We start from the raw sequence: 12,388 nt of genomic DNA, 5'->3' as shown, positions 1-12,388 counted from the left end.
CGGGGCAAGGCAGGGATGCGAATGTAGGGCTTGCGGGCGTGCATATTCAACCCGTAGGCTCCGGTCAAACGAATGGGAAATGGGCAAATGTCGGTAACAATCCTCGACCTTAAAGGCCTCAACTGCCCGCTGCCGGTGCTGCGCGCCAAAAAGGCGATGGCAGGCCTGCCTGCGGGGGCCGCCTTGCAGGTGCTGGCGACGGATCCGGGGGCGGTGCGCGATTTCGAAGCCTTGTGCCGCAACACCGGGGCCACGCTCGAAAAGCTCGTCGAGCAGGACGGCGTATTCGTGTTCGATATCCGCAAGAGCGCCTAGACCGCTTTGACCAGTCTTGCCGCCCGGCGTGAAGGCCTGTGGCTGTTGGTCGCCCTGGCGCTGTTGTGGGGCATCAATTGGCCGGCCATGAAGCTTGCCGTTGCCGAGGTCGGGCCATGGACCTTCCGCACGATCTGTCTTTACGTGGGGGCCGCCGGGCTGTTTGCGGTGGGCTATCTGCGCGGGCTCGATCTGCGTTTGCCGCGCGGCCGGGTTTTGGCGCTGGCGGCGGCGTCGTTCCTCAACATCACGATCTGGCACGTGACCTCGGCCTATGGGCTTGTCGTGATGTCGGCCGGGCGTGCCGTGCTGGTGGCATTCACGATGCCGCTGTGGGCGTCGCTGCTGGGAGCCTTGCTGCTGGGCGAGCGGCTGAGTGCCCGCAAGATCGGCGCACTCCTGTGCGGGCTTGCCGGTCTCGGGCTGTTGGCGCTGCCCGCAGGCGATACGCTGGCGCAGTCGCCCTTGGGACTTGTTTTGATGCTGGCGGCCGCGGTCGGCTGGGGGGCGGGCACGGTTGCGGTCAAGGCGATGCGCTTCGAAATGTCGGCCGTCGCGCTCACAGCATGGCAATTGGCGATCGGCGGCGTGCCAGTCCTGATCGGCATGGTGGTTTTCGAGGGCGGCGGCTCGGGTTTTGCGCATGGCCTGCCGTCGCTGCCCTCGCTCGTGGGGCTTGTTTATGCGGCGACCGTACCGATGATTTTCTGCCATTGGGCGTGGTATCGCGTGCTCGAGATCTTGCCGGCATCCCTTGCGTCGATCGGCACGCTCGCGGTTCCGGTCGTGGGCGTGCTGAGTTCGGCCCTGCTGCTGGGCGAGGCGCTGGGCTGGGCCGAGATCGCAGCCATGGCCTGCGTCGTCGCGGCCTTGGCGCTCGCTCTTCTGCAGTTCTGAAATCTAGTCGGCGGCGATGTCGGCGGCGGCGGCGGCTTTTGCGGCCTCGTCTTTGGCCGCTTGGCGTGCCGCGGCTTTGCGCGTGTGGTGGCGATGCACGAGATAGACGATCGTCGAAGAGCCCACGAACACGCCGAGCATCACGTAAAGGAAGTAGTGCACGACGTCGCCAAGCATCGCTTCCAGTGCCCTGCCGAACAGATAGCCGATGCCGACGAACGACGCGGCCCACACGAAGGCCGCCACGAAATTGAGGGCGGCAAAGCGCATCGGATCGACGCGCGCCACCCCCATCGCGAACGACGCGAAATTGCGCACGCCGTAGATGAAGCGGAACGACAGGATGAACCACGTGTCGTAGCGTTTGAGCATTTCGAGCGCGCCATCGACGCCCGCCCGCCATTTCGGGCGCCGCTCGAGCATTTGGCTGCCGTAGCGCCGGCCGATCCAAAACCACATCTGGTCGCCGGCAAAACTGCCGAGCCACGCGACAACCAGCAGCACCCACACATTCAATGTGCCTTGCTGGGCAGCGGCACCCGCAAACAGCACGAAGGTTTCGCCCTCGAAGAAGGTCCACACGAAGATAATCGCGTAGATCAGCGTCCCGTACTGGGTGATCAAGGCATGGATATCGGCCGTGGGTTCCAAATACCTGTCCTTAAAGCGAGATTGTCGAAGGCCGATTATGTTATAAGAAGGACAAGGACGTTATCACGTTCCGGCCCCGTGAAAAGGGGGCGGAATGCCGGATTTGGGAGATGGACGATGGCGCGCAGCGGTATCTTGGCACTGGCAACGGCTTTGGCGATCGCAGGCTCGGCCGCGTTCGGCAGCAATCCGGCCGCCGCGGCAGACGATCCACGCGCCAACAATTCGCCGCCCAAGGTCAACAAAGAAGCCGACGAACTCAACACGCGCAATCCGCGTGTTTTCCATGCCGGTCCCGGCAAGCCTTTGTCCGGGAATACGTGGGTAGCGCCGTCCTCGGTGCCGAAGAAGCCGGCTGCCGACGCCAAGTAATGATTTGAAGGTTTGAGGTTTAGGGCGCCGCGATCCGTGCGGCGCGCGGCGCGTCGGTGCATTCAGTGACGCCGCCCAGCGTGCGGATGCAGCGATACTGCGCGTTGGGATCGGGCAATTTGCCCGGCAGTGGCGTGTCGTTGTAGCGCGCCATCTGGTCGCAGATGAGTTTGCGGTCGCCGGTGAGGTACATCTCGTCGCAACGCCCGGGCAGGAAGTTCGGGCCGACCAGCATCGCCGCCCCGACCACGCCGGGCGTAACGATAGCGTTCACATAAGGGGCCGCAAAGTTGCTGACCTTATTGGGCACGGCCGACAGCGGCGGGCTGCCCTGGAAACTCGGCGTTTTGGTGCAGGCAGCAAGCGCCACGCAGGCAACGCCGGCGGCCAAAAACACACGGGAGCGATGATTTATCTTCAACATATTTAAAATTTATCCTAAATGTCTTAACAAACAATGAAGGCCGCCGAAAAAATCAGTGCTCGCGCCTGTAGCGGTCCAAATCGCTAAAGAAACGGTCGAAAGCCGTGCGCGGTGCGAGCCCCGTTGCCGCCTCGAAGCGCACGACTTCCTGCAGTGTCAGGCGTTTGACCGGTGCAAACAGGCTGTCGAACAGATTGAGGAATTCGTCTTTGCCGAACTGGGCGACGTCGAGCCCGTCGCCGAGCTGCACGTATTTGTTGGGGGCAAGGCTCACCGACGTCTGTTTGTGCTGCATGATGCGCAAGAACCAGTCGCGGCGCGTGTCGAAGCGCTTGAAGGACTGGGCGATGCGCACCAGCACTTGCCAGAAAATCGCCTGCGTGCGCGGATCGTTGTAGAAGGTCTCCCACGCAAACGCTTCGCCCGCTTTGTCGCGCATCTCGTCGAGCACGGCAGCGCAGGTGGCGTTCCAGTCGTTCTCGGCCTCGCCGACCAGCGCTTGCACGAAAAAGAAGAAATTGTGGAGAAGTGCGCGGTCGAGGCGCTGCGACTGGAAAAAATCGCCGAGCGGGTGCGCCACGAGACGGCCGAACGCGTTTATGCGCCGATGCTGGTTCTGCGATTCGACGATCGAGGCCACGACCTGGCCGAAAACGGCGCGGTAGAAATTCTCGATCTCGCCTGAGTTCTTCATCGCTTCGCCGATGCGCGCGATGTCGGCGGAATCGATCTTGCCGCCGTTTTTTACAGCCGTTTCCTGCGCCGTCTTCGCGAATGCATCGAGCATCGTGACGACGGCGTGGCGGATCAGCAGGGGGCCTTTTGCGAACATGGCGGCGCAAAGTCTAGACCGTCCGCGCGCGTCTTGGGAAATGTTCGTAACGCCCGCTTCTGTCGAGCCGTTTTCTTGGCTAACATCCGGCGAACTTGCCCGTTTCGGGCCTTGGGGGGATGCGGAATGTCGGACGACGGCGAAATGGAACTTGCAGGCGGGATCGCCGTATTGGCGGCAGAACCGGGGCGCGCGCGTGCGGCGCGTCTGGTCTGGGCCGACAGCCTGTTCGCGCAGGAATTTGCCGGCGCCGAACCGGGGGCCCCCGCCTTCGGCGACGATGTACCCGCTGATCTGGTTGCGGCGATCGACGCGATCAGCGAGGGGGCCGTCGCGCATGTGGCGTGCGGCCCCGCGACGATGTTTGCCGGCCGCTACGAAGGCACTTTGCGTGTCGTGGGGCTGGGGGCCGGGCGCGTGCTGCTCGCCCTTGCGGTCGCCGCCGAGAACGAAGCCCAGGCGGCCGAAACGCGTCTTGCCGAAACGCTCGACGCAATTCCGATCGCGGCGGCTTTGGTGGCCGTTGCCGATGGGACGATCCTGTGGCTCAACGCGCCGTTCCGCGAATTGCTCGATGGCAGCGAGTTCGATCTGATGGGAACGTCGATCGCGGCCCATTTCGCCTTGCCGGGTGATTTCAAAACGCTGCTTGCGGCAACCGGCAAATTCGCGGCGTCCGCACCGATGCCCACCCCGCTCAAAACGCTGTCGGGCGTGATGACGCCGGTGGCAGCCACGGCCAAGCGCATGCCTTTCCGCGGCCAGGAGGCCGCTATGGTCTGCCTGTCGCACGGATTTTGAGTCGCCCGGATTTTGAGTCGCCCGGATTTCGACGGGCCCGGATTCTGACGGGCCGATTGCGAAAAGGCGGGCTTAAAGCCCGGTCTTGCGCGCGGCCGCTTCGAGCTCGTCGATGATCTGCATGCCCGGCACGACTTCCGAGCGCACGAATTCGAGCCGCTTGTTGGGGCCGCCGCTCGCCGACGGGAAGCGGTCGCGCCACAGCTGCATCTTGACCGACAGGCCGCACAAAACGCCGCCGATCGACCGGTGGTTCGAGAACACCATGTCCTTCATGCGGCTGAAGCTGTCGGCGTTGATGTCGCGCCAGAAATCCGAGCTTTTGCGGTTGAAGGCTTCGAAGCGGCCGGTCAGCGAGATGATCACGCCCGACATCGACTCGCGCGTCTTGTCGAGCATCTGCTTCGACATGCGGTCGCCCTTGATCATCTGGTTGTCGTCAAGCGGCTTCACCCAATCGAGGAAGCTCTGCACCTGCGGGACGACCTTGTCGAGGCACGAGCGGAAATAGGCGAGCGACAGGAATGTGTCGCCGTAGTCCTCGAGGAAGCGCGGGATCTCTGTCAACGGTACGTTGAGCTTCTGCGACATCATGCGCAGGTTCTTGAGCGCGTCGTCGCGGTTGGGCGACGAAATCAACTTCATGATATCCGATACGTCGTTCACTTCGAATTCGGCGCTGCCGTAGATCTGCTGGATCAGCGGATGCGTGAACACCTTCATGTGGTCGGTGAGTTCGCGCCGCTTGGAGTCCGAGAGCTGCAGAGCGGTCTTCTCGTCGATGGGCAAGTTGAGGGAGCGCAAGGCCACGCGCAGCGTGTACACGTCGAACGAGGGAATGCTGCTGAGGCTCTGCAGCAGCGGCATGTCGGCGCGCAGCTGCGTGCCGTAGCTCTGAAACACGCTGTTGAGCGCGTCGAGCGGCACCTGCGCCGATTTGTGACCCTGGTCTTTGTAGAGTTCGACGACTGAGTCGAGCCGCACGTTTTTGATGAGCCGCAGACGCCGCAATCCCGGCGTTTCGAGCGGGATGATGCTCAGCGGCAGAATATGGAGCGCGTCCTGGCCTTCGGCGTCGTACTCGCCGGCATTCATATCGCCGGCGACCGCTGGTGGCGCTTCTGGTGTCTTGACTTGTTCCATGGTGAAGGCTTTTACGCCGGAAGAGGGCACATTGCTAGCCCCGATCTGCCCGGTCTTGGCTCAATCGAAGAGCTTGTCGATGTCGGCCTGCGAGGCGGTCGCCCCGGCGGGCGCTGCCGCCGGCGCTGCCGCAGGCTTTGGGGCCGGTGCGGGGGCCGGTGCAGGCGCCGCGGCCGGTGCGGGCGCCGGGTTTTTTGCTGCCTGCGGCGGCGGCTCGGCGCGCGGGATGGGAGCGTCGAAGCTCGCACCTTCGAGAAGCGCGTCGATTTCGTCTTGCGTGCGGCCCTGGCCCGGCATCGCGGGGCCGTTCAGCAGATGCGCGTTTTCCCGCTTGTCGGCATTGGCGTCGGACTTGGCGGTGGCGGTCGGCAGATTGTCGAGGCCCCAGATCTCGACCATCGCGTTCACGCGTTGGTCGATGTAGCGCAGCGTATTGACGACCTTCGAGATGCGCTGGCCGGTGATATCCTGGAACGAGCAGGCGGTGAAGATTTCGGTCGCCTGGTCGTTGAGCACCTGGGCCGCTTCGGCATGTTCCGGCGGCAGATGGCCGGCCACTTCCATGATCCGTTCGGCGGCATTCAGAATGTCGGAGGTCGCACGCTCGGTCGAGGCGACGATCTGGTCGAGCTCGCTCGTGGCGCTGTTGATGCGGTTGTCGGAGATCGCGGCCTTGGGATCCTTGTTGTGGATCGACGCGATTTCGTTTTTGGCGGCTTGGATATGGGCCGCCATGCTCTGCAGCTCGGCGCGCAGCACTTCGACGCTCTGCGTTTCCTTGACGGTCCCCATTTGCCGGATCGTCCATTCGCGGAACGAAGCGGCGATGCGCCGCGCCTCGTCGACCGCCACCACGCGCGACCGCGCGTCGCGCGCACGGAGGAACGCGCGGCCGCGGCTGCTGTTCTGCAGCGCGTCTTCGATCGCGAAATACTCGTCGTCCGACAGTTCGATTTTCGACATTGATGGTCCGCAAGCGTTAAAGGGTCAGGTTGGATCCGAAACTAGCCTCGAAATCGCTAACTCGGAGTTAAATTTTTCCGGCTATCGCCGCGCGGTAGATTTCCGCGTAGTCGGTGGCGTCGAGCGGGCAGGGATTGCCGTCCGCCGAGGGGTCGACCGCCGCCATGGCGCCGATTTCGTCGGCGCGCGCCGCGTCGAGACCCAGGGCCGCAAGGGCGGGCGGAATGGCGAGCTTGGCGCGGAATTCGAGAACCCAGGCAAGGACGGCGTCGAAATCGCCGGCTTGCTTGGCAGAGGCGGCAAGATCGAGCGTACGCGCGAGGCGGCCCATGCGCCCGGTAATGGCCGCCCGGTTGCGCTGCATCACATAAGGCAGCAGCACGGCGTTGGTGAGGCCGTGATGCGTGTCGAACACGGCACCAATCGGGTGGGCAAGCGCATGCACACCGCCCAACCCCTTCTGGAACGCAACCGCCCCCATGCTGGCGGCCGCCTGCATCTGCGCGCGCGCTTCGATATCGGCCCCGTTTGCAAACGCGCGCGGCAGCCAGTCTTTGACCAGCCGCATGCCTTCGAGCGCAATGCCTTCGGCCATCGGATGGAAACCGGGCGCGCAGAAGGCTTCGAAGCAATGCACGAACGCATCGATGCCGGTGGCGGCCGTGAGGTTTGCCGGCAAACCCACCGTGAGTTCGGGATCGAGGATCACGATCCCCGGCATCATTTTGGGATGAAAGATGATCTTTTTGACATGTGCGGCTTCGTCGGTGATGACCGATGCACGACCCGTCTCCGAGCCCGTCCCCGACGTGGTCGGCACGGCCACGACCGGCAGCATGCCGGCTGGATCGACGCGTTTGAAATTGTCGCCGACATCCTCGAAATCCCATAAAGGCTGCGTCTGGCCTGCCATCAGTGCTATCGCCTTGGCGGCGTCGAGGCCCGAACCGCCGCCGAACGCGATTACCCCGTCGTGGCCGCCGGCTTTGAGGGCGGCAACGCCGGCCGCGACATTGCTGCCTGTCGGATTGCCGCGCACGTCGGCGAACAGGGCGGCCCCCGTTGCGGCGAGTGCCGCGCGCACCATCGCCGTCGCGGCAAGGCCCTTGTCGGTCACGAGCAAGGGCCTGGCGATGCCGAGGCGTTTGCATGCGGCCGGCAGCTCGGCCACGCGGCCGGGGCCCGCCCAGATCGTCGTCGGATAGTTCCAATTGGCCTTGGGCGCCATTGCGGTCGTTTCCTCAGATGATTTCGAAATAGCGTTGCAGCTGCCAATCGGTGATGGCCTTGTCGGCTTCGCGCTGCTCCCAGTCGCGGCTGGCGGCGTAGTGCGCCACGAACTGTTCCCCGAACAGGCTCTTGGCGGCGTCCGACGCAGCAAGCCGTGCAGCGGCCGTCCCCAATGTGCGCGGCAATTTGAGCGCTTCGGGCGGCGCCACGTCATAGGCATTGCCCGCGATGGGATCGGTCGGCTCGATGCGATGCTCGATCCCCCACAGGCCCGACCCGAGCGCTGCGGCAAGGGCGATGTAGGGATTGATGTCGGCCGCCGCGATCCGGTACTCGACGCGCTGCGAAGACGGCCCGCCCGGAATCGCGCGCAAGGCCGTGGTGCGGTTTTCGATGCCCCAATAGCTTGCCGTCGGCGCCCAGAAGCCGGGCACGAGGCGCGTATAGGAATTGACCGTGCACGCGACCATGGCCAGCAATTCCGGCATCAGACGCTGCTGGCCGCCGATGAAATGGCGCATCGTCTGGGAAATGCCGTTGGGCGCATTCGCGTCGTGGAATACAGGGGTGCCGGCCTTGTCCTGCAGCGACAGATGCAGATGGCCCGACTGGCCCGGCCAGTCGTGCGACCATTTGGCCATGAAGGTCGCCATGCGGTTCTGGCGCTGCGCGAAGACCTTCGTGAAGGTCTTGAACAGGCTCGCCTTGTCGGCCGCCGCGAGCACGTCGTCGTAGAGCAGGGCCGCTTCGAGCACGCCTGCACCCGTTTCGGTGTGCAAACCCTCGATCGGCACGTCCATGGCGCGCATCGTCTCGAGCAGGCCGTGGTAGAACTCGGCGTGCACGGAGCTGCGCAGCATCGAATAGCCGAAGAAGCCGGGCGTAAGCGTCTTGAGGCCGCGATAGTTTTTTTCGCGCACCGAGACCGGGTTTTCCTCGAACACGAAGAATTCGAACTCGGCCGCTGCCTTGGCGGCAAAGCCCATGTCGGCGGCGCGGCGCACGATGCGGCGCAACAGCCCGCGCGGGCACAAAGCCTCGGCCTTGCCCGCGAACTCGGCGAGGAACAGCAGCGTCGTCGGCTCGAACGGCAGGGCGCGGCACGTCTCGGGCAGCACGCGCACAGGCGCATCCGGATAGGCCGTGTGCCAGCCCGTGTAGGTGCTGTTGTCGTAGAGCTGGTCGTTCGAATCCCAGCCGAGGACCACGTCGCAGAAGCCGAAGCCGGTTTTGAGCACGCTCGCGAACTTCTCGCGCGAGAGATATTTGCCGCGCATCACGCCGTCGATGTCGAACAGCCCGATTTTGACGTTGTCGATGCTGCGCTGTTCGAGAAGGGCGGCCGCCTGTTCGGCCGTCTTGACGCTGCGGGGATTCATTTACGGCGCGCTCCTTGGTGCGGACTCGGCGAGAATGCCGCAGAAGCGCCCGGCGGTCGATGGTCGCGTTCGCGAATCAGCCGCCCTCGTAGTCGCGTATGCTGGGCGAGTCGTTCGGCGGCGTCAGCGACGAAACCAAATTCGCCAGAAAATTCCGGAATTCGGGGGCGTCGGGCGACGGCGCGTGAGGTGCTATGCCCGCGACCTCGCTGATGCCGCTGCCATTGCGGCAGAATCCGGCGCGAAAAGGGATGCCGTCCGTGGCGCTGTCCGGCGGCAGCGGTGTTTGGACCGGCAGATCGGTCGCGCAAACAGAATATGTGCCCAGCTTGGCGTTTTGCCCGAATTCGATAACGAACAGGTAGCCGTAGCTCCGAGCGGGCCGCGAATTGACGAATTTAAAGCGCCAAATCGTGTCTGTGGGCATCGCGGCCGCTAATCTGGCGCCGTCCGTGTCGCCGGGAAAGGGATTGTTGCGCACGACGACCGACGTGGGACCGTCGGCGGCCGCGAACGCGGCGGTACTGGCCGTATAGCCTTCGGTGTGGACGTAGTTGAAGCGCCCGGTCGGGTTCGCGCAGCCAGCGAGCGCCAAACAGGCGAGCAAAACGGTCGCGGATCTATGCCGCACGTCTCAAATCCAAACGGCTCCACACATCGACGACAGCTTCGACGAGCCGGTCCATGAGCGCGTCGTCGTGGAATGGGGTTGCCGTGATGCGCAGCCGCTCGGTGCCGCGCGGTACCGTCGGGAAATTGATCGGCTGCACGTAAATGCCGTGGCGCAGAAGCAATTCGTCGCTGGCCTGTTTTGCCAGCCGCGCGTCGCCCACCATTAGCGGCACGATATGCGTGACCGACGGCATCACCGGCATGCCGGCGGCCGCAAGCAGGCGCTTGAGGCGTGCGGCTCGCTCGGCGAGCTTTTCGCGCGCGGCGTTGTTCTGCTTGAGATGGCGGATCGACGCGCGCGCGCCTGCGGCCACGACGGGCGGCATCGAGCTCGAGAAGATGAAGCCGGGGGCCGTGCTGCGCACCGCGTCGCACAGCGCCGCCGACGCGGCGACATAGCCGCCGACAACGCCGAAGCCTTTGGCGAGCGTGCCTTGCACGATGTCGAGGCGATGTTGCGCGCCGTCGCGCTCGGAGATGCCCGCACCGCGCGCACCGTAGAGGCCGACCGCATGGACCTCGTCGAGATACGTCATCGCGTCGTATTTTTCGGCCAAATCGCAGAAGGCGTGGATCGGCGACACGTCGCCGTCCATCGAATAGACGCTTTCGAACGCGATGAGCTTAGGCCGCCCCGGTTCGACCGATTTGAGCTGGGTTTCGAGATCGGCCGCGTCGTTGTGGCGGAAGATGCGCTTTTCGGATCCGGAATGGCGCATGCCCTCGATCATCGAGGCGTGGTTGAGCGCGTCCGACAGGATCACGAGGCCCGGCATCAGGCGGCCGAGGGCCGAAAGCGTGGCTTCGTTGGCATTGTAGCCCGACCCGAAGATGAGGGCGGCGGGCTTAGCGTGCAGGTCGGCGAGCTCGCGCTCGAGCAGCACATGCTGGTGGTTGGTGCCCGAAATATTGCGGGTCCCGCCCGCACCGGCCCCGTTGCTGTCGAGCGCTTCGTGCATGGCTTTGATCGTGTCGGGATGCTGGCCCATGCCGAGATAGTCGTTCGAACACCACACCACGATGTCGCGCGGGCCGTCGGGCGCATGCCACACGGCGTGCGGAAACTTGCCGCACATGCGTTCGAGTTCGGCGAACACGCGGTAGCGCCCTTCGGCCTTCAAGGCGCCGATCGCGTCGGAGAAATAGCGGTCGTAGTCGCGTCGCATGGCGGTCGGTCCTCGGAGTTCGGTTCAGTCGATGAAGCCCTTCGCCTTGGCGGCTTGCGTGCCTTCCGCAATGCCTTTGGCGAAGCGCTTGAACAGTTCGTCGATGCCCGCCTCGTCGATGATCAGCGGCGGGCAAACGGCCAAGCGGTTGTCGAACAGCGGGCGCACCATGAGGCCGTTGGCCTCGCACGCCTTGGCGATCAGCGGCGCCACCGCCTGGCTCGGCTCGAACATGGTTTTGCTGGCTTTGTCCTTGACGAGCTGCAGCCCGCCGATGAGCCCGACACTCTTGGCTTCACCGACAATAGGTGCGTCGGCCAGGCTTGCAAGGGCCGCCTGGAATTTGGGCGCCATGCGCTGCACATGGCCCACCATGTCGCGCTCTTCGTAGATCGCCAGCGTCTCGAGTGCGACGGCGGCGGGTACGGGATGTGCGGAATAGGTATAGCCGTGGCCAAACGTGCCGATCTTGGCGCTGTTGGCCTGCATGGCGGCATAGACGGGTTCGGAGATCAGCACGGCCGAAATCGGCATATAGGCCGAGGACAGCGCTTTGGCGCAGGTCAGGATGTCGGGTTCGATGCCGTAGGTCTGGCTGCCCCACATATTGCCCGTGCGCCCGAAGCCGCAGATCACCTCGTCGGCGACGAGCAGAATGCCGTATTTGCGCAGGACGGCCTGGATCTTCGGGAAATAGCCCGCCGGCGGCACGATGGCCCCGCCAGCCCCCATCACGGGTTCGGCGAACATCGCGACGATCGTTTCGGGATCTTCGGCGAGGATCAGCTTTTCGAGATTTTCGGCAAGCCGCGTCGAATACTGTTCCTCGCTCTCGCCGGGCAGGCCGCCGCGATAGAAATGCGGCGTTTCGGCATAGGCCACGGGGAAGATCGGCAGATCGAAATCGCGCTGGTTGGCCGGCAGCTTGGTCAGCGACGCGGCCGCGATCGTGACGCCGTGATAGGCCTTCTCGCGGCTCAGGATCTTCTTGCGCTTGGGCGTGCCGGCGGCGTTGGCGATGTACCAGAGAATCTTGATCGCCGTGTCGTTGGCTTCCGAACCCGAATTGGCGAAGAACACCTTCGACATCGGCACGGGTGCGAGTTCTTTGAGCTTCTCGGCCAGCACAATGCCGGGCTCGTGCGATTTGCCCGCGAAGATATGGTAGAAGGGGAGCTGGCGCATCTGGCGGTGGGCGGCATCGGCCAGACGGGGCTCGTCGAAGCCGAGCGACGCACACCAAAGGCCCGCGAGGCCTTCGATATACTCCTTGCCGTTGTCGTCCACGACATAAATGCCGCGCCCTTTGGCCATCACAACCGGACCGTCGGTTTCGTGCGCGCGCAGATTCGTATAGGGATGCACAAGCGCTGCGATGTCGCGGGCGGCAAGCGAGTTGCCGCGCGGGCGTTGATCGTTCATTTTGAAGTCCCCCTCTTGCACAAACCTTAGCGCAGCCCGCATGCCGTTGTCCCGCATCGCAAGGTTCGACAAGTGTTCCGGCGCTTGCCTAAATGCGCGGCAGAAATCCATTGATTTGTAC

14 protein-coding genes are annotated in these 12,388 nt (G+C 64.2%); 4 read left to right on the top strand and 10 right to left on the bottom strand.

Annotated elements, in window-relative coordinates; translation table 11 throughout:
- The first annotated feature begins 87 nt into the window (after nucleotides 1–87).
- Together O9320_00785 and O9320_00780 are read left to right on the top strand one after the other, a co-directional pair.
- Nucleotides 88–315 carry a sulfurtransferase TusA family protein gene (locus tag O9320_00785; GenBank protein ID MCZ8309356.1) on the top strand — a complete coding sequence of 76 codons (228 nt, stop codon included), beginning with the start codon at nucleotides 88–90 and terminating at the stop codon, nucleotides 313–315.
- A 6-nt stretch (nucleotides 316–321) separates the two neighbouring features.
- Nucleotides 322–1,212, top strand: a complete 891-nt coding sequence (locus O9320_00780) for a DMT family transporter (protein ID MCZ8309355.1) — start codon at nucleotides 322–324, stop codon at nucleotides 1,210–1,212.
- 3 nt (nucleotides 1,213–1,215) lie between these two features.
- On the opposite strand, the gene O9320_00775 is transcribed toward O9320_00780, so the two are convergent.
- On the bottom strand, nucleotides 1,216–1,863 hold the full coding sequence (locus tag O9320_00775) for a DedA family protein (protein ID MCZ8309354.1): 648 nt from the start codon (nucleotides 1,861–1,863) through the stop codon (nucleotides 1,216–1,218).
- Between the two features lie 117 nt (nucleotides 1,864–1,980).
- Here O9320_00775 and O9320_00770 point away from each other — a divergent pair, with 117 nt between their 5' ends.
- A complete protein-coding gene (locus O9320_00770; GenBank protein ID MCZ8309353.1) occupies nucleotides 1,981–2,235 on the top strand; it encodes a hypothetical protein in 255 nt (84 codons plus the stop codon).
- A 19-nt stretch (nucleotides 2,236–2,254) separates the two neighbouring features.
- Here the strand turns inward: O9320_00770 and O9320_00765 are convergent, their stop codons facing one another.
- The gene (locus O9320_00765) at nucleotides 2,255–2,659 is read right to left on the bottom strand and encodes a hypothetical protein (GenBank protein MCZ8309352.1); all 405 of its coding nucleotides are present in this window, start codon (nucleotides 2,657–2,659) and stop codon (nucleotides 2,255–2,257) included.
- Between the two features lie 52 nt (nucleotides 2,660–2,711).
- Nucleotides 2,712–3,491, bottom strand: coding sequence for a hypothetical protein (locus O9320_00760; GenBank protein ID MCZ8309351.1), 780 nt, complete (start codon nucleotides 3,489–3,491; stop codon nucleotides 2,712–2,714).
- 126 nt (nucleotides 3,492–3,617) lie between these two features.
- Here O9320_00760 and O9320_00755 point away from each other — a divergent pair, with 126 nt between their 5' ends.
- Nucleotides 3,618–4,292: a PAS domain-containing protein gene (locus O9320_00755; GenBank protein ID MCZ8309350.1), complete on the top strand. Its 675-nt coding sequence runs from the start codon at nucleotides 3,618–3,620 to the stop codon at nucleotides 4,290–4,292.
- Between the two features lie 72 nt (nucleotides 4,293–4,364).
- Here the strand turns inward: O9320_00755 and O9320_00750 are convergent, their stop codons facing one another.
- The 7 genes from O9320_00750 to O9320_00720 all read right to left on the bottom strand — a co-directional run bounded on the left by O9320_00750 (nucleotide 4,365) and on the right by O9320_00720 (nucleotide 12,267).
- On the bottom strand, nucleotides 4,365–5,435 hold the full coding sequence (locus O9320_00750; protein MCZ8309349.1) for a hypothetical protein: 1,071 nt from the start codon (nucleotides 5,433–5,435) through the stop codon (nucleotides 4,365–4,367).
- Between the two features lie 60 nt (nucleotides 5,436–5,495).
- Complete coding sequence (locus O9320_00745; GenBank protein MCZ8309348.1) at nucleotides 5,496–6,398, bottom strand: protein phosphatase CheZ; 903 nt, start codon at nucleotides 6,396–6,398, stop codon at nucleotides 5,496–5,498.
- Between the two features lie 67 nt (nucleotides 6,399–6,465).
- The gene (locus O9320_00740) at nucleotides 6,466–7,626 is read right to left on the bottom strand and encodes an iron-containing alcohol dehydrogenase (protein ID MCZ8309347.1); all 1,161 of its coding nucleotides are present in this window, start codon (nucleotides 7,624–7,626) and stop codon (nucleotides 6,466–6,468) included.
- Between the two features lie 13 nt (nucleotides 7,627–7,639).
- Complete coding sequence (locus tag O9320_00735; GenBank protein ID MCZ8309346.1) at nucleotides 7,640–9,007, bottom strand: glutamine synthetase family protein; 1,368 nt, start codon at nucleotides 9,005–9,007, stop codon at nucleotides 7,640–7,642.
- A 76-nt stretch (nucleotides 9,008–9,083) separates the two neighbouring features.
- Complete coding sequence (locus O9320_00730) at nucleotides 9,084–9,614, bottom strand: hypothetical protein (protein MCZ8309345.1); 531 nt, start codon at nucleotides 9,612–9,614, stop codon at nucleotides 9,084–9,086.
- A 13-nt stretch (nucleotides 9,615–9,627) separates the two neighbouring features.
- The gene (gene hemA, locus O9320_00725; GenBank protein MCZ8309344.1) at nucleotides 9,628–10,845 is read right to left on the bottom strand and encodes a 5-aminolevulinate synthase; all 1,218 of its coding nucleotides are present in this window, start codon (nucleotides 10,843–10,845) and stop codon (nucleotides 9,628–9,630) included.
- A gap of 24 nt (nucleotides 10,846–10,869) precedes the next feature.
- Complete coding sequence (locus O9320_00720; protein ID MCZ8309343.1) at nucleotides 10,870–12,267, bottom strand: aspartate aminotransferase family protein; 1,398 nt, start codon at nucleotides 12,265–12,267, stop codon at nucleotides 10,870–10,872.
- Nucleotides 12,268–12,388 lie beyond the last annotated feature (121 nt).

The sequence above is a fragment of the Magnetospirillum sp. genome, assembly GCA_027532905.1.
GTDB lineage: Bacteria > Pseudomonadota > Alphaproteobacteria > CACIAM-22H2 > CACIAM-22H2 > Tagaea.
Note: the sequence above shows the minus strand (reverse complement) of the source record. Positions and strands in the feature narration are given on the sequence as shown.

Coding starts and splice junctions, on each gene's coding strand:
- O9320_00720 (MCZ8309343.1), bottom strand. CDS start 12,267: ATGAACGATCAACGCCCGCGCGGCAACTCGCTTGCCGCCCGCGACATC.
- hemA (MCZ8309344.1), bottom strand. CDS start 10,845: ATGCGACGCGACTACGACCGCTATTTCTCCGACGCGATCGGCGCCTTG.
- O9320_00755 (MCZ8309350.1), top strand. CDS start 3,618: ATGTCGGACGACGGCGAAATGGAACTTGCAGGCGGGATCGCCGTATTG.
- O9320_00770 (MCZ8309353.1), top strand. CDS start 1,981: ATGGCGCGCAGCGGTATCTTGGCACTGGCAACGGCTTTGGCGATCGCA.
- O9320_00750 (MCZ8309349.1), bottom strand. CDS start 5,435: ATGGAACAAGTCAAGACACCAGAAGCGCCACCAGCGGTCGCCGGCGAT.
- O9320_00735 (MCZ8309346.1), bottom strand. CDS start 9,007: ATGAATCCCCGCAGCGTCAAGACGGCCGAACAGGCGGCCGCCCTTCTC.
- O9320_00785 (MCZ8309356.1), top strand. CDS start 88: ATGTCGGTAACAATCCTCGACCTTAAAGGCCTCAACTGCCCGCTGCCG.
- O9320_00745 (MCZ8309348.1), bottom strand. CDS start 6,398: ATGTCGAAAATCGAACTGTCGGACGACGAGTATTTCGCGATCGAAGAC.
- O9320_00765 (MCZ8309352.1), bottom strand. CDS start 2,659: ATGTTGAAGATAAATCATCGCTCCCGTGTGTTTTTGGCCGCCGGCGTT.
- O9320_00740 (MCZ8309347.1), bottom strand. CDS start 7,626: ATGGCGCCCAAGGCCAATTGGAACTATCCGACGACGATCTGGGCGGGC.
- O9320_00760 (MCZ8309351.1), bottom strand. CDS start 3,491: ATGTTCGCAAAAGGCCCCCTGCTGATCCGCCACGCCGTCGTCACGATG.